The sequence below is a fragment of the Streptomyces sp. NPDC002130 genome, from assembly GCF_040296465.1.
Taxonomy (GTDB): domain Bacteria; phylum Actinomycetota; class Actinomycetes; order Streptomycetales; family Streptomycetaceae; genus Streptomyces.
The window spans coordinates 1-16,353 of sequence record NZ_JBEOXI010000009.1; the positions used below are offsets into that span (position 1 = coordinate 1).

The 16,353-nt window shown below is 71.1% G+C and carries 13 protein-coding genes; 7 read left to right on the top strand and 6 right to left on the bottom strand.

The annotated features are described in order from the left end of the window. Positions 1-250: 250 nt before the first annotated feature. From ABT116_RS02890 to ABT116_RS02900, 3 genes are all read right to left on the bottom strand, one after another. Positions 251-958, bottom strand: coding sequence for an ester cyclase (locus tag ABT116_RS02890; protein ID WP_351626878.1), 708 nt, complete (start codon positions 956-958; stop codon positions 251-253). Between the two features lie 119 nt (positions 959-1,077). Then, a complete protein-coding gene (locus ABT116_RS02895) occupies positions 1,078-1,851 on the bottom strand; it encodes an SDR family NAD(P)-dependent oxidoreductase (protein WP_033311560.1) in 774 nt (257 codons plus the stop codon). Positions 1,852-1,943: 92 nt separating this feature from the next. Then, complete coding sequence (locus ABT116_RS02900; protein WP_351626881.1) at positions 1,944-2,612, bottom strand: MOSC domain-containing protein; 669 nt, start codon at positions 2,610-2,612, stop codon at positions 1,944-1,946. 80 nt (positions 2,613-2,692) lie between these two features. Between ABT116_RS02900 and ABT116_RS02905 the strand changes: the two genes are divergently transcribed. Continuing rightward, complete coding sequence (locus ABT116_RS02905) at positions 2,693-3,592, top strand: LysR family transcriptional regulator (protein WP_351626884.1); 900 nt, start codon at positions 2,693-2,695, stop codon at positions 3,590-3,592. 62 nt (positions 3,593-3,654) lie between these two features. Here ABT116_RS02905 and ABT116_RS02910 read toward each other — a convergent pair whose 3' ends face one another. Next, the gene (locus ABT116_RS02910) at positions 3,655-3,984 is read right to left on the bottom strand and encodes a WhiB family transcriptional regulator (protein ID WP_351626887.1); all 330 of its coding nucleotides are present in this window, start codon (positions 3,982-3,984) and stop codon (positions 3,655-3,657) included. A 380-nt stretch (positions 3,985-4,364) separates the two neighbouring features. Here ABT116_RS02910 and ABT116_RS02915 point away from each other — a divergent pair, with 380 nt between their 5' ends. The 4 genes from ABT116_RS02915 (at position 4,365) to ABT116_RS02930 (ending at position 8,936) form a co-directional block, all read left to right on the top strand. After that, complete coding sequence (locus tag ABT116_RS02915) at positions 4,365-4,976, top strand: response regulator transcription factor (RefSeq protein WP_003948568.1); 612 nt, start codon at positions 4,365-4,367, stop codon at positions 4,974-4,976. 484 nt (positions 4,977-5,460) lie between these two features. Then, complete coding sequence (locus ABT116_RS02920) at positions 5,461-6,048, top strand: sigma-70 family RNA polymerase sigma factor (protein WP_033311556.1); 588 nt, start codon at positions 5,461-5,463, stop codon at positions 6,046-6,048. A 153-nt stretch (positions 6,049-6,201) separates the two neighbouring features. Beyond that, positions 6,202-7,707 carry an IMP dehydrogenase gene (gene guaB / locus ABT116_RS02925; RefSeq protein ID WP_351626889.1) on the top strand — a complete coding sequence of 502 codons (1,506 nt, stop codon included), beginning with the start codon at positions 6,202-6,204 and terminating at the stop codon, positions 7,705-7,707. 104 nt (positions 7,708-7,811) lie between these two features. After that, positions 7,812-8,936 (top strand): GuaB3 family IMP dehydrogenase-related protein, encoded by a 1,125-nt coding sequence (locus tag ABT116_RS02930; protein WP_033311552.1) that lies wholly within the window; start codon positions 7,812-7,814, stop codon positions 8,934-8,936. Between the two features lie 646 nt (positions 8,937-9,582). Here the strand turns inward: ABT116_RS02930 and ABT116_RS02935 are convergent. Continuing rightward, entirely contained in the window at positions 9,583-10,791 is a 1,209-nt protein-coding gene (locus ABT116_RS02935) for a nucleotide sugar dehydrogenase (RefSeq protein WP_351626894.1), read from the bottom strand. A gap of 269 nt (positions 10,792-11,060) precedes the next feature. Between ABT116_RS02935 and ABT116_RS02940 the strand changes: the two genes are divergently transcribed. After that, positions 11,061-12,767: a glycerol-3-phosphate dehydrogenase/oxidase gene (locus tag ABT116_RS02940; RefSeq protein WP_351626895.1), complete on the top strand. Its 1,707-nt coding sequence runs from the start codon at positions 11,061-11,063 to the stop codon at positions 12,765-12,767. Positions 12,768-12,975: 208 nt separating this feature from the next. On the opposite strand, the gene ABT116_RS02945 is transcribed toward ABT116_RS02940, so the two are convergent. Beyond that, positions 12,976-14,019 carry a serine hydrolase domain-containing protein gene (locus tag ABT116_RS02945; protein WP_351626898.1) on the bottom strand — a complete coding sequence of 348 codons (1,044 nt, stop codon included), beginning with the start codon at positions 14,017-14,019 and terminating at the stop codon, positions 12,976-12,978. 171 nt (positions 14,020-14,190) lie between these two features. On the opposite strand from ABT116_RS02945, the gene ABT116_RS02950 reads away from it, so the two are divergent. After that, the gene (locus tag ABT116_RS02950; RefSeq protein ID WP_351626900.1) at positions 14,191-16,272 is read left to right on the top strand and encodes a serine/threonine-protein kinase; all 2,082 of its coding nucleotides are present in this window, start codon (positions 14,191-14,193) and stop codon (positions 16,270-16,272) included. Positions 16,273-16,353 lie beyond the last annotated feature (81 nt).

Genomic DNA, 16,353 nt, shown 5'->3' on the forward strand with positions numbered 1-16,353 from the left:
CAGACGCGGGGCCTGGCACGCGCATCTGCGGCGTTGTCGTCGGTCACCGACGCTCCGCGTCGACTCCCTCCTCCGCCTTGCAGCTCCACGCGCCAAGCCCCGCTCACCGGCGTTGAAAGGATCCGCCGATTCCCTGCGGCCTGATCCAAACGACAGGCCCTAGCCGTCCCTCTTGCGAGCGGTCGCCGATCTCGAAAGCCGACGAGGTGGCCGCCTTCGCCGTCCGCGCGCCCGGTGGCTCGCCGGGGAGTCAGAGCTCCGTGGGATCCAGCACCCCGAGCTGCTGCATCAGCCCCAGCCGGTCGTACTGCCACCAGCCCTCGGCGATCTTCCCGTCCGGAGTGCAGCGGTGGACGGTCGTCCCGGTCATGGTGACCTCCTGACCGGTCGGCGGGATCCCGAGGAACTCCCCGGTGTGCCGCCCGTGGAAGGTCCAGCGGGTGCACACCCGGTCGCCCTGCGCCATCTGGTCCTCCAGGGTGAACGAGAAGTCGAACCCGCCCCGCCACACCTCCACCTCGCGCCGGACCGCGTCCAGCCCGATGACGTCCTGCACATTGCCGGGGTCGTGGTCGTGGTAATCCTCGATGAACACGTCGTTGAACGGCGGCGCGTCCCCCTCGCCGGGCGCGAGCTCGAAGAACCTGCGCGCGGTGGCCGCGTACAGCTGCTCGTCCCGCACCACGTCCAGGTCCGTGAAGGTCGGCGTCTCGTCGCAGAGCGCCACCATGTCCTGGAAGATCCGGTCGGTCTCCGGCAGCCCGGAGTTGCGCATCGCCTCCTCGTACGACGGGAACTCCACGATCTCCACGATGTGTGAGGCATCGGCTCGATCCTTCGCCACCACACTGTGCGACGCGGTCCGCTTCCCCTTGGTCTGCTCGACCCACCGGTCCATCAGCCGGTTCATCTCGTCGAGCCGGCTGGTCCTGCATTCGATGAGCTGTACGAAGGTCATGGCCTCGCCTCCGGCCCCCCTGGGTCCGGCTGAACAGCTCTATTGTCCCAAGAGGCCGGTCCGGGTGCCTCCCGGTTCCGGGGTGGGGGGGAGGAGCCGGCCGGGCCGGCCGCGGGCGCCTACTGCGGCCCGTACTTCCGGCCGGTCTTGGAGGAAACGGCCCCCAGCATCCCGCGCGGCACCAGCTTCGCCGCCCCCATCAGCGCCTTGTAGCGCGGGTCCGGAATGGACAGCGTCTTGCCGCGCGCCAGATCGTGCAGCGCCGCCGCCACCAGCTTGTCCGCGTCGAGCCACATCCAGCCCGGGATGTTGTCGGTGCCCATCCCCGCCCGGTCGTGGAACTCGGTGCGCACGAACCCCGGGCAGAGCGCCATCAGCCGTACGCCGCTGCCGGCCAGGTCGCGCGCCGCGCCCTGCGTGAACTGGACGACCCAGGCCTTGGAGGCGCCGTAGGTGCCGCGGGGCACGAAGGCGGCCACCGACGCGACGTTGACGACGCCGCCGCGGCCGCGCTCGCGCATGGCCTCGGTCGCCGCCGACGTCAGCCGCAGCACCGCTTCGCAGTGCACCTTCAGCATCCGCAGTTCGTCAGCCATGGAGACGTCGAGGTAGCGGCCCTTGTTGCCGAACCCGGCGTTGTTGATCAGCAGGTCGACGGGGTTCTTGCGGTCGCCGAGGCGCCCGGCCACCGCCTCGATGCCCTTGTCCTCGGCCAGGTCGGCCGTCAGCACCTCCGCCTCGATGCCGTGCCGGTCGTGCAGCTCGGTCGCCTGCTCCCGAAGCCGCTTGGTGTCGCGGGCCACCAGCACCAGGTTGTGCCCGTCCGCCGCCAGTCGCCGCGCGAACGCGGCCCCGATGCCTGCCGTCGATCCCGTAATCAGAGCCGTTGTCATGGCAGAAGGTTAGTGACCCGGACTGAGTGCATCCGCTTCCCCTCGGGGCCGTCCGTGGTGAAGGGTCGGTGGACGGGCGTGGTGAGCGGCCGTCAGGCCCCGTACTTCTCCTGATACTCACGGGCCGTCCTCAGCACCTCGGGGTGCAGGGCCTCGCCCGCGGCCACCAGCCGCGGCAGCAGCGTCCGCTCGGTCGTCACCGCCCGGAACTGCAGGGCCACCGTCACGTCGTGGCCGGGCCGGTGCACGATCTCGACGGCATCGCCCGCGCGGATCTCCCCGGGCTCGATCACCCGCAGATACGCCCCCGGCGCCCCCCGCTGCGTGAACCGCTTCACCCAGCCCTTCTCGTCAAGATGGCCCTGGAACGTACGGCACGGGATCCGCCCGGAGGTGATCTCCAGCACCACCTCGGGGCCGATGCGCCAGCGCTCGCCGATCAGGGCACCGGACACGTCCAGGCCGCGGGTCGTGAGGTTCTCGCCGAACGCGCCGTCGGGCAGCGTCCGGCCCAGCTCGCGCTCCCACGCGTCCATGTCCTCGCGGGCCATCGCGTACACCGCCTGGTCGTCGCCGCCGTGGTGCTCCAGCTTGCACACCGCGTCCCCGGCCAGCCCGCTCCCGCCCACGCCCTTGGGCCCGGGCGCGGACACCCGCACCGGCCCGTCCACCGGCCGCTTGTCGATCCCGGTCACGCCCTCCGGGTTGTCCGTGTACGGCACGGCCACGGCACGGCCCAGATTCACTGACAGAAGCCTCATGCCCGAACGGTAGGCGATCGGTCCCCAAAGCGTCGACGCATTATTCGCAACGGAATCAAAGGGGGCCTTATCCTGGAAGGGTGATCGAAGCTCGTCATCTCCGCGTCCTGCGCGCCGTCGCGACCACCGGCTCCTTCTCCGCCGCGGGTCGCGAGCTGGGCTGCACCCAGCCCGCCGTCAGCCAGCAGATGAAGGCCCTGGAAACGTCCGTCGGCACGCCCCTGCTGATCCGCACCGGACGGGAGATGCGCCTGACCCAGGCCGGTGAGGCACTGGTGCGGCACGCCGCCGGGATCCTCTCCGGGCTCACCGCGGCGGAGGAGGAGGTCGCCGCCATCGCCGGGCTGCGCGCGGGACGGGTCCGGCTCGTCTCCTTCCCCAGCGGCAGCTCGACCCTCGTCCCCACGGCCCTCGCCGCCCTGCGCGAGGCACACCCGGGCACCCGCGTCTTCCTGGAGGAGGCCGAGCCGCCCGCGTCCGTCGGCCTGCTGCGCGAGGGTGACTGCGACGTGACGCTCACCTTCCGCTACGAGGGGGCGGCCGGTGCGGAGGAGTGGGACGACCTCGTCGTACGACCGCTGCTGTCGGACCGGCTCGTCGCGCTCGTGCCGGAGCGCCACCGGCTCGCGGGCGCGCAGTCCGTCGCGATCGGCGAGCTCGCCGAGGAGCCGTGGATCGCGGGCTGCCCGCGCTGTCGCGGACAGTTGGTCGAGGTGTGTGCGGCGGCCGGCTTCACCCCGCGCATCGACTTCGCCACCGACGACTACCCCGCGGTCGTCGGCCTCGTCGGGGCCGGGCTGGGCGTGGCCGTCCTTCCCCAGCTGGCCGTCGAGTCGGTCCGGCCCCGGGGGGTGCGCGCCGTGCGACTGGAACCGGCGGTGCGGCGGGAGATCGTCGCGCTCACCCTGCCCGACCTCGCACAGGTCCCGGCCGTGGCGGCGACGCTCGACCAGCTGGCCCGGGCCGCCCGCCGCCAATAGCGGTCCACCCGCGTCAAAAACCAACGGCACGCGTGCGCGTGCCCGTGTGCAGAAACGTTCCTTCAGTTGTTCGAGGCGGTGTGTCCGCCCGGTGCCGACGCCGACACCAGCCGGTTGCGCGCCCGCCCCATCAGCTCTTCGCGCTCGTCCTCGGTCAGCCCGCCCCACACGCCGTACGGCTCACGCACCGCCAGGGCGTGGGCAGCGCACTCCGCGCGTACCGGGCACCTCATGCAGACCTCTTTGGCCGAGTTCTCACGAGCGCTCCTCGCCGCACCGCGCTCACCCTCCGGATGGAAGAAGAGCGAGCTGTCCACCCCGCGACAGGCAGCCAGCAGCTGCCAGTCCCACAGGTCCGCGTTCGGTCCGGGAAGGCGGGAGAAATCTGCCATTACGTGACCCCTTGTAGCCGTTTTGGGCGGATCCGGTGTCTACGACCGTACAACTACGATCTAAGGAGATGAAAATATGACTCATTGCGAATCTAGCTCCAGACACTGGCAAAGCGGAAGAAATGGGTCTGAATGGGGCATAGCTTGTGATGAAAGTTCGAGGGTCTACTGTGCATGTCTGCACCGTGTCCGTCCCCTCACGTAGAGTGCCGAAGAGGGCAGCCGCCCCCGTAACTCTTTCGAGTGACCGTCGTTGAGAGTGCGAGGCGGTTGAAGGAACAAGTGCTCGGGCCTGCGTCCGAGACGGTCGACCGCACAGGTGACGATTTCGTACCAGCCTGGAGGCTCAAGGTGACGTGCATCAGCTGCGGAGGGCGGTCATGACTTCCGTCCTCGTCTGCGACGACTCCCCGCTTGCCCGAGAGGCGCTCCGTCGTGCGGTGGCGACCGTGCCCGGCGTAGAGCGCGTGACGACGGCGGCCAACGGCGAGGAAGTCCTCCGCCGCTGGGGGGCCGACCGCTCGGACTTGATTCTGATGGACGTACGCATGCCCGGACTGGGCGGCGTCGAGACGGTCCGGCGGCTGCTGTCCGCCGACCCCGGTGCGCGCATCATCATGCTCACCGTCGCCGAGGACCTGGACGGCGTGGCCCTCGCGGTCGCCGCCGGTGCCCGCGGCTATCTGCACAAGGACGCCTCCCGCGCGGAGCTGCGCGCGACGGTGACCCAGGCCCTGGCCGACCCGACCTGGCGGCTTGCCCCGCGCCGGCTGCGCTCGGCCGAGATGGGCGCGGCGCCCACGCTCACCGCGCGTGAGATCCAGGTCCTCGAAGGCATGAGCCACGGCCGCTCGAACGCCGAGATCGGCCGCGAGCTGTTCCTCTCCGAGGACACGGTCAAGACGCACGCCCGGCGCCTGTTCAAGAAGCTCGGCGCCTCGGACCGGGCCCACGCCGTGGCGCTCGGCTTCCGGTGGGGCCTGGTGCGCTAGGGCCTGTTGTTCGGATCACGCCCGTCCTACGGATCGGGCCGGTTCCGAGGCGGGGGCTCCGGCCCCGGCCGGAGAGCGGGGGCATGTGGATGCCCCCGCGGGAGCCGCAACCACGCGTGCCGGAGCGGGCGCCCGACGACAGCGCCGGCCGGGGTCCGTCCCTGCCCGCGCGAGGTCGAGAGTTCGGGAGGGCGCGGTCGAGGATCCACGTCCCCGGGCTGATTCGAACGGCAGGTCCCGGCGGTCGTCGTGAGGGCACGGAAAGCCAGGTGGGCACGGGTGGGGCGGGGGTCCGCAGGGTGCCCGCTGCTCGTTTCGCCGCGGATGCCGCATCCTTGAGGGTGTGGAGTTCCTCGGGGACGAGTCGGTCGAGCGGAAGGGGAGGGCGCAGGGGATGAGTGCCGGCGCACCTGCTCATAACGCTTCGGTGCACAACAACGGGCGCGGTGCCGCGGAGCCGGCGGCCGCAAGGCACCATGGACCGATGCGCGACGACGAGGCGGCCCATGCCCAGGGCGCGATCGGTGCGCTCGTCCACCGCGCCGTCGACGGGGACGAGCAGGCCACGCACGACCTGCTCGCCCATGTCCACCCCCTGGCCCTGCGCTACTGCCGCACCCGTCTGTCCCGTCTCCCGGGCGACGCCCGGCACTTCGTGGAGGACCTCGCGCAGGAGGTCTGTGTGGCGGTGCTCCTCGCACTGCCCCGCTACCGGGACACCGGGCGCCCCTTCGAGGCGTTCGTCTTCGCCATCGCCGCACACAAGGTCGCCGACCTCCAGCGCGCGGCGATGCGCCACCCCGGCTCGACGGCCGTCCCCTCCGACGAGATGCCCGAGCGCCCGGACGACTCCCTGGGCCCGGAGGAGCGCGCCCTGCTCAGCAGCGACGCGGAATGGGCCAAGAAACTCCTGGCCAACCTCCCCGAGAACCAGCGGGAGCTGCTGCTGCTGCGCATCGCGGTGGGCCTGACGGCCGAGGAGACCGGCCAGATGTTGGGAATGTCACCCGGTGCGGTCCGGGTGGCTCAGCACAGGGCGCTGAGCCGGCTGCGGGCGCTGGCCGAGCAGTAGCCCTGCTTGAAGAACCCCTCAGTTGAACAGGCGGTGTGCCGCTTCCGTACGAACATACGAAGCCCGGAGCCGACCGGAACCGTGGAATGAGACAGCCGCGCTTCCCGTTAGCATGGACATCCGCACCGATCAAGGCCATTTGGGGAAGGTGTCATGACTGCCAACGTCGACGGAGTGCCCGGAAAATTCGCGACACTCGGGCTGACCTACGACGACGTGCTGCTGCTGCCGGGTGCATCCGAGGTGCTCCCCAACGCGGTCGACACCTCGTCCCGCATCTCCCGCAACGTCCGGGTCAACATCCCGCTGCTCTCCGCGGCGATGGACAAGGTGACCGAATCGCGCATGGCGATCGCGATGGCCCGCCAGGGCGGCGTCGGCGTACTGCACCGCAACCTCTCCATCGAGGACCAGGTCAACCAGGTCGACCTGGTCAAGCGCTCCGAGTCCGGCATGGTCACCGACCCGATCACGGTGCACCCCGACGCGACGCTGGCCGAGGCCGACGCCCTGTGCGCCAAGTTCCGCATCAGCGGCGTCCCGGTCACCGACGGCAACAAGAAGCTGCTCGGCATCGTCACCAACCGCGACATGGCCTTCGAGACCGACCGCACGCGTCAGGTGCGCGAGGTCATGACCCCGATGCCGCTGGTCACCGGCAAGGTCGGCATCTCCGGCGCCGACGCCATGGAGCTGCTGCGCCGCCACAAGATCGAGAAGCTTCCGCTGGTCGACGACGCGGGCGTCCTCAAGGGCCTCATCACGGTCAAGGACTTCGTCAAGGCAGAGCAGTACCCCAACGCGGCCAAGGACTCCGAGGGCCGGCTGCTCGTCGGTGCGGCCGTGGGCGCCAGCCCCGAGGCCCTTGAGCGCGCCCAGGCGCTCGCCGGTGCCGGTGTGGACTTCCTGGTCGTCGACACCTCGCACGGCCACAACAGCAACGCCCTCAGCTGGATGGCGAAGATCAAGTCGAGCGTCGGGGTCGACGTGATCGGCGGCAACGTCGCCACGCGTGACGGCGCCCAGGCGCTGATCGACGCCGGTGTCGACGGCATCAAGGTGGGCGTGGGCCCCGGCTCGATCTGCACCACGCGCGTGGTCGCCGGCATCGGCGTCCCGCAGGTCACCGCCATCTACGAGGCGTCCCTCGCGGCCCGTCCGGCGGGCATCCCGCTGATCGGCGACGGCGGCCTGCAGTACTCCGGCGACATCGGCAAGGCCCTGGCCGCCGGCGCCGACACGGTGATGCTGGGCAGCCTCCTTGCCGGCTGTGAGGAGTCCCCGGGCGAGCTGCAGTTCATCAACGGCAAGCAGTTCAAGTCGTACCGCGGCATGGGCTCGCTCGGCGCGATGCAGTCCCGCGGCCAGGCGAAGTCGTACTCCAAGGACCGCTACTTCCAGGCCGAGGTCGGCTCCGACGACAAGCTCGTGCCCGAGGGCATCGAGGGCCAGGTGCCCTACCGCGGCCCGCTGGCCAACGTCCTGCACCAGCTCGTCGGCGGTCTGCGCCAGACGATGGGCTACGTGGGCGCCGCCTCCATCGAGGAGATGGAGACCAAGGGCCGCTTCGTCCGCATCACGTCGGCCGGCCTCAAGGAGAGCCACCCGCACGACATCCAGATGACGGTCGAGGCACCGAACTACAGCCGCAACAAGTAGCGGCCCGGCCTTCGAGGGCGGCTCCGGAGCATCCGGGGCCGCCCTCGCCGTGCCCGTCGGCGATACTGGAAGACGCTGCAACGCATCAGGGAAAGGCCACAGACGTGACTGAGATCGAGATCGGGCGCGGCAAGCGCGGCCGCCGGGCGTACGCCTTCGACGACATCGCCGTCGTCCCCAGCCGCCGTACGCGGGACCCGAAGGAGGTCTCGATCGCCTGGCAGATCGACGCCTACCGCTTCGAGCTGCCCTTCCTGGCCGCCCCCATGGACTCGGTCGTCTCCCCGGCCACCGCGATCCGCATCGGCGAGCTCGGCGGCCTCGGCGTGCTGAACCTCGAAGGCCTGTGGACGCGCTACGAGGACCCGCAGCCGCTGCTCGACGAGATCACCGGTCTCGACGCGGAGACCGCGACCCGCCGTCTGCAGGAGATCTACGCGGCCCCCATCAAGGAGGAGTTGATCGGGCAGCGCATCAAGGAGGTGCGCGACTCCGGCGTCGTCACCGCCGCCGCGCTCTCCCCGCAGCGCACCGCCCAGTTCTCCAAGGCCGTCGTCGACGCGGGCGTGGACATCTTCGTCATCCGCGGTACGACGGTCTCCGCGGAGCACGTCTCCGGCGCGCACGAGCCGCTCAACCTGAAGCAGTTCATCTACGAGCTGGACGTCCCGGTGATCGTCGGCGGCTGCGCCACGTACACGGCGGCCCTGCACCTGATGCGCACCGGGGCGGCCGGTGTGCTGGTCGGCTTCGGCGGCGGCGCCGCGCACACCACGCGCAACGTGCTCGGCATCCAGGTCCCCATGGCGACGGCGGTCGCCGACGTGGCCGCGGCGCGCCGCGACTACATGGACGAGTCGGGCGGCCGGTACGTGCACGTGATCGCGGACGGCGGTGTCGGCTGGTCCGGCGACCTGCCCAAGGCGATCGCCTGCGGCGCGGACTCGGTGATGATGGGCTCCCCGCTGGCCCGTGCGACCGACGGCCCGGGCAAGGGCCACCACTGGGGCATGGAGGCCGTGAACGAGGAGCTGCCGCGCGGCAAGAAGGTCGCCCTCGGCACGGTCGGCACCCTGGAGGAGATCCTCACGGGGCCGTCCCACACCCCCGACGGCTCGATGAACCTCTTCGGCGCCCTGCGCCGCGCCATGTCCACGACCGGCTACAGCGAGCTCAAGGAGTTCCAGCGGGTCGAGGTCACGGTGGCGGACTCACAGCACCGGCGGTAGTCGGTCTCGACGCTGAGAAGGGCCTGGTCACTCGGGGAGTGGCCGGGCCCTTCTGCATGCCCAAGTGGCTCTGACGGGGCGCGTGTTGTCGTCGGGGGCGCATGGGTGCCTTCGGGCCGTTCTGACCCGTGGAGGGCGGTTCCGAGGGGCTAGTGTCCGTGATCGGCGCCCCGGTTCTTCTGGGAGCCCCCTTCCAAGGACACGGTCCGGACCCCGCCCTCGGGGCCCGGCCCGATTCCGACGTGCCGTCTACCGGGTCAATGGGCGGCGTCGTGGAAGGGGGCGCCCATGGGACGTCACCGCAAGCCCACCCGCTGGGACCGACTCCGTCTTCGGACGGTGCAGTGCCGGAGGAGGTGGATCTTGCGGATTTTCGGATGGTGAGCGGCCGCCCCCAGGAGAACTAGGGGCGGGCACTCCGTGATCCATCCAGGAGCCTGCCGCAGTGACCGCTGCGGTGGGCTCCACCTTGTTTTCGGATGGTGAGCGGCCGTCCCCACGAGGACTAGGGGCGGACACTCCGTGATTTATCCAGGAGCCTGCCGCAGTACCCCCTGCGGTGGGCTCCGCCTGTGTCCGTAAGGTACCCGCGCCGCGTGCCTCATGCCACCAGTCGCCCGGGCGCACGCACCCCGCGCGCCCCCCTTCACAACCGATGCGCCGCCCCCGCGGGCGCCGCACCGCGCGTGTCCAGCAGGAGCTGGGCCTTCACCGACAGGCCTTGGAGGTCGTACGTGCGGTGCTGCTGGAGGAGGATGGTCAGATCCGCGTCGGCGGCTGCCTCGTACAGGGAGTCAGCGCGGGGGATCGGGTGGTCGTAGACGCTCCAGGACGGGACGTACGGGTCGTGGTAGCTGACCGTCGCGCCCAGTTCCCTCAGGCGCAGGGCGATCTCCCGGGCCGGAGTGCCCTGGAGGTCGGCGAGATCCGGCTTGTAGGTGACGCCGAGGAGGAGAACGCGGGCGCCCCGGGCCGACTTGCCGTGTTCGTTGAGGAGTGTGGCGGCGCGCTGGACGACGTAGCCGGGCATGCGGTCGTTGACCTGCCGGGCCAGTTCCACCATGCGCAGTCCGCGGCCCCCGGGAGCGGTCAGGTCCTGGGGGACGGAGTGGCCACCGACGCCGGGGCCCGGGCGGAAGGCCTGGAAGCCGAACGGCTTGGTCTCCGCGCAGCGGACGACGTCCCAGAGATCGACGCCGAGGTCGTTGCAGAGGGCGGCCATCTCGTTGACGAGGGCGATGTTCACGTGCCGGTAGTTGGTCTCCAGCAGCTGCACCGTCTCCGCCTCGCGCAGTCCACGCGCGCGTACCACCTTGTCCGTCAGCCGTCCGTAGAACGCCGCGGCCGACTCGGTGCAGGCCGGGGTGAGGCCGCCGATGACCTTGGGGATGGTGGCCGGTGTGACGTCACGGTTGCCGGGGTCGACCCGGCTGGGGGAGTACGCGAGGTGGAAGTCGCGCCCGGCGCGCAGACCGGAGCCCTCTTCGAGGAGTGGACGCAGGAATTTCTCCGTCGTCCCCGGGTGCACCGGTGACTCCAGGATCACCGTGGTGTGCGGACGCAGGTGGCCGGCCAGGGTGCGGGCGGCCGCCTCCAGCTGGCTCAGGTCCAGCCCGCCGTCCGCTCCGGGCGGGGTCGGCGCGCAGATGACCGCCGTGCGGACTCGGCCGAGCTCGGCCGAGTCGGTGGTCGGCCGGAAGCCCCCCGAGAGCATCCGGCGCAGCTCGGCGGGGCTGAGCGAGCCCGCCTCGGGTCCGGTCCGGTAGCCGATGGTGGGGATGCCGGCCGCGACGGCGGCCTGGGCCAGGGGCAGGCCGTACGGGCCGAGTCCGATGACGGCGAGATCTGCGGGCATGGCGGCCGTCCTTCCCGATAGCCGAAGTGGGACAGGTGCGCAAGCCCTGTGGACAGGACGGGCGAGCGCAATGTCAGACTAGGAGTAAATATGACCGATATGCGGGATTGCCCGGCCGAGTTTCGGTGAGTGTTCCGTGAGTGTTGTCCACAGGCTGCGGGCCCGTGGTGGCTGAAGCCGGGCAACCCGGTCAGAATCTGGGCAGGGGGATACGGACGGGGCCTCACCCGACGGGTGCGGCCCGCGCGACCGATGAGCGGGAGGCAGCGGTGAGGACAGCGACACTCGGACCGGCGCAGCGCGCCGAGTCACTCGCATCTATGGCCGAGCGCGAGCTGGACGTGCTGGTGGTGGGTGCAGGCGTGGTCGGTGCGGGCACCGCGCTCGACGCCGTGACCCGGGGCTTGTCCACCGGTCTGGTCGAGGCGCGCGACTGGGCGTCCGGCACCTCCAGCCGGTCCAGCAAGCTCATCCACGGCGGCCTGCGCTATCTGGAGATGCTCGACTTCGCACTCGTCCGCGAGGCCCTGAAGGAACGCGGACTGCTGCTGGAGCGACTCGCCCCGCATCTGGTGAAGCCCGTGCCGTTCCTGTACCCGCTGCAGCACAAGGGCTGGGAGCGGCTGTACGCGGGTTCGGGCGTCGCCATGTACGACGCCATGTCCATGGCCCGGGGGCACGGCCGGGGCCTGCCGATGCACCGCCACCTGACGCGCTCTCACGCCTTGCGCGTGGCCCCCTGCTTGAAGAAGGACGCGCTGGTCGGGGCGCTGCAGTACTACGACGCCCAGATGGACGACGCCCGGTACGTGACGAACCTGGTGCGCACGGCGGTGGCCTACGGCGCGAAGGCCGCGAACCGTGCTCGGGTGACGGGCTTCCTGCGCGAGGGTGAGCGGGTCGTCGGAGCGAAGGTGCAGGACGTCGAAGGAGGCGGCGAGTACGAGATCCGAGCCAAGCAGGTGGTCAACGCCACCGGCGTGTGGACGGACGACACCCAGGCGATGGTCGGGGAGCGGGGCCAGTTCCACGTCCGGGCGTCCAAGGGCATCCACCTGGTCGTGCCGCGCGACCGGATCCACTCCACCACCGGGCTGATCCTGCGCACGGAGAAGTCCGTGCTGTTCGTCATCCCGTGGGGCCGGCACTGGATCGTCGGCACCACGGACACCGACTGGGACCTCGACAAGGCCCACCCCGCCGCGTCCAGCGCGGACATCGACTACCTGCTGGAACATGTGAACTCGGTGCTGGCGGTGCCGCTCACCAGGGACGACGTCCAGGGCGTGTACGCGGGTCTGCGACCGCTGCTCGCGGGTGAGTCGGACGCCACCAGCAAGCTGTCGCGCGAGCACACCGTGGCGCATCCGGTGCCCGGGCTGGTCGTCGTGGCGGGCGGCAAGTACACGACGTACCGGGTCATGGCCAAGGACGCGGTGGACGCGGCGGTGCACGGGCTCGACATGCGCGTCGCCGACTGCGTCACGGAGGACGTGCCGCTGCTGGGCGCCGAGGGCTACCGGGCGCTGTGGAACGCGCGGGCGCGGATAGCTGCCCGGACCGGACTGCATGTGGTGCGGGTCGAGCACCTGCTGAACCGCTACGGGACGATGACCGAGGAGCTCCTCCAGCTCATCGCCGAGGACCCGTCGCTGGGCGAGCCCCTGATCGCTGCCGACGACTATCTGCGCGCCGAGATTGTGTACGCGGCCTCCCACGAGGGGGCGCGGCATCTGGACGACGTGCTGACCCGGCGGACGCGCATCTCGATCGAGACCTTCGACCGGGGCGCCCGCAGCGCACGTGACGCCGCCGAGCTCATGGCGCCCGTGCTCGGCTGGGACAAGGACCAGATCGAGCGCGAGGTCGAGCACTACCAGAAGCGGGTGGAGGCCGAGCGGGAGTCGCAGCGGCAGCCGGACGACCTGACGGCGGACGCGGCGCGGCTGGGGGCGCCGGACATCGTGCCGTTGTGATCCTGCGGGGTGCGGCTGGGCTGTGCGGGGTGCGGCCGGCCGCACCGGGTGCGGTTGGTGCTGTGTCAGGTGCGGTCGGGCTGTGCCGGGTGCGGTTGCTGCTGTGCGGGGTGCGGCCGGGTCCGGCAGGCCTTGCCGGGGCTTGGTCTGCCGGACATCACCCGAACGAGTGTCAGGAAGCGGGATCTTCGTTCGGAACCCGGTCGTTCTACGAGGTGCGGGGGCAGAACTCGGCCGCGAGCACCGCGGGTTCGAGACCGGGATCGGCTATCGCGTCCGTGTTCACGCGGAAGGTGAGGACACGCCGGCCGTCGACGGTGGCTGCGGTGCGGACGTAGCTGCCGGATATGTGCCCGTTGTGTCCCCACACCGTCGTGCCGCACGGAAGCTTCTCGGGAAAGAGCCCCATGCCGTACGCGCCGTGTGTGGCACGGGTGTCGAGCATCTCGCGCAGCCGGTGCGGGGGCAGCAGCCGACCGCCGAGCAGGGCTCCGTAGAAGCGGTCGAGGTCGGCGAGCGTGGTCACCAACTCGCCCGCGGCTCCGGCCACCCGAGGGTCGAGTTCGGTGACGTCGGTTCCGTCGGCGGCGTAGGCGCGGCCGTGCGGGGAGGGCAGCGAGGAGCGGGATCCGGGGAAGGAGGTGCCCGTCAGACGCAGGGGAGTGATGATGCGCCGCTCGGCCTCCGTGGCGTACGAGTGGCCGGTGACCCGCTCGATGACCAGGCCGAGCAGGACGTAGTTGGTGTTCGAGTACGAGAAGCGGCCGCGTTCGGCCGGAGGGTGGGTGAGAGCGAGGTTCAGGGCCTGACGAGGTGTGACGGGCGCGGCTCCGTCGGTGTCCTTGGTGAAGTCACGCAGGCCGCTGGTGTGGGTGAGCAGGGAGCGCAGGGTCAGCGCGCTGCCGTCGTTGCCGGCTCCCCGCACCAGGCCGGGCAGGTGCTGCTCCACCGTGTCGGACAGTGACAGCCGGTGCCCGGCGGCCAGTTGCAGCACGACCGTCGCGATGAACGTCTTCGTGACGCTGCCCGCGCGGAAGTGGTCCGACCGGGCGATTCCCGAACCGGCGGCGGCATAGCGGGCGGTGGTGCCCTCCTGGGCGAGCAGGGCCGCGGCCGGGGCCCGGCCCTGGGCCACCAGCAGGGGCAGCACCGCGTCCGTGGGCGGCATCGTGAGGGCCGACGAGTCGGCCGGGGGCAGACCGAACAGGGCGGCGGCCACCGGCAGGGCCAGCAATGTCCGAATCGGTGGCATACGGGCTCCTCCCTGGTCAGAGCCCATCATGCAAGGCGGTGTGGGGCCTGCCGCACCCGGGTTCGCGGGGGGCGGGGCCGCCCGTGTCCGCCAGGGGGCCCCTGGGCGCCGGGCACTTGTCGGGTGAGAGACAATGGAGGCTCTGTCAGGGCGGGTTGTATGAGGGGACGCATGTCGGAGGCGGAGCGGGCGGGCACATCTCGTCAGGACACTCGTCAGGACAACAGGGAGCGTCTCCTCGCGGGGCGTTACCGGTTGGGCAAGGTGCTCGGCCGCGGCGGCATGGGCACGGTGTGGCGGGCCCAGGACGAGACCCTCGGGCGGACGGTCGCCGTCAAGGAGCTGCGGTTCCCGTCGAACATCGACGAGGAGGAGAAGCGGCGGCTGATCACGCGGACGCTGCGCGAGGCCAAGGCGATCGCGCGGATCCGCAACAACAGCGCCGTGACGGTCTTCGACGTCGTCCAGGAGGACGACCGGCCCTGGATCGTCATGGAACTCGTCGAGGGCAAGTCGCTCGCCGAGGTCATCCGGGAGGACGGCCTCCTCGACCCGAAGCGTGCCGCTGAGGTCGGGCTCGCCGTCCTCGACGTGCTGCGGTCCGCCCACCGCGAGGGCATCCTGCACCGCGACGTGAAGCCGTCGAACGTGCTGATCGCCGAGGACGGCCGGGTCGTGCTCACCGACTTCGGCATCGCTCAGGTCGAGGGCGACCCGTCCATCACCTCGACCGGCATGCTCGTCGGCGCGCCCTCGTACATCTCCCCGGAGCGGGCGCGTGGGCACAAGCCGGGTCCGGCGGCCGACCTGTGGTCGCTCGGCGGCCTGCTGTACGCGGCGGTGGAGGGCGCGCCGCCGTACGACAAGGGGTCGGCCATAGCGACTCTCACGGCCGTGATGACCGAGCCGCTGGAGGAGCCGAAGAACGCCGGTCCGCTGAAGGACGTCATCCACGGGCTGCTCACCAAGGACCCCGCGCAGCGGCTCGACGACGCGGGTGCCCGGGCGATGCTGAACTCGGTGCTGCACGCGCCGGCGACGGCCGAGCCGGAGCCGATGGACGCGACGAAGGTCGTGCCGCTGCCCGCGCAGCCGGACAGGTCCTCGCGCAAGGGGAGTTCGGCGGGCGCGGGGAGCAAGCGCGGCGAGGAGGCCGGGGAGCGGCTGCGCGGAGCACTGCGTTCCGTGCGCAAGGCCGCGTCGGGATCCGCTGCTGCGGGATCGGCTGCTGCGGGATCGACGGCGGCTTCCGCCACGTCCGCCTCTGCCGGGTCCGGTGCCGACGAGGCCGCTGCCGGGCCGGCGGGTACGGCCTCCTCCGCGTCGGACAGCGGCGCGGGGCGGGCCGGGGGCGCGGGTGCGTCCGTGGCGCAGTCGGGCTCGGCGGCGGCCGCGGGCACCGGTGAGCGGAGTGCGCCGGAGTCCAAGACGGCCTCCGGAGGGCGGAGTTCGGGATGGCCCGTGGTGCCGCCGCCGGACCTGCCGCCGAGGCCGGTGCCCCGCGCGCCGCTCACCGACGTGGTGCCGCGGCGGACCCTGATGATCATCGCGGTGGTCGTGGTGCTCGCCGTGATCGGCACCGTGCTCGCCATCGCGCTCAGCGGTGACGACAAGGGCTCGGAGGGGGCCTCCGGCAAGGGCGGCGGGAAGACCGTCGCCACCGCGTCGAGCAGCGCGGACACCAAGGGCGACGAGAGCGATGGCACGCGTACGGACGGCACGGAGACCCAGGCGGCGCCGTCCGGAGCCGCCTCGAACAGCAAGCCGGACGGCCAGGCGAGCGGCTCGTCGGACGAGGGCGGCTCCGGCGGGAAGGGCACCGCCGCGGAGTCGACTCACCAGGGGAACCAGGGGTACTCGATCGGTCTGCCGAAGGGCTGGAAGTACCAGTCGACGGGTGCGGCGGGCGACCGCTTCACCGGGCCCGACGGGCAGAAGCTGCTCATCGCCTGGACGTCCACGCCCAAGGGCGACCCGGTGGCGGACTGGAAGAACCAGGAACGCTACATGGTGCGCGCGCAGTACAAGAAGATCCGCATAGAGAAGGTGGACTACCGCGGCTGGAACACGGCCGACTGGGAGTTCACCTACTCCGACGGCGGCACCAAGTACCGGACGATCGACCGGGGGTTCGTGGTCGACGACCGGCAGGGATACGCGCTGATGTACACGGCGAAGGCGTCGGACTGGGACGGCGCGCTCCGCAAGGAGACGTGGCGGACCCTGACGAAGACCTTCGAACCCAAGTCCTGAGCATGAGGCCCCCGGGGTTTGGGGAGTGAGATCTGGCATCCCAGCATTGCGGGTTGCCTGCGGCACGTATCGTAAATGTTT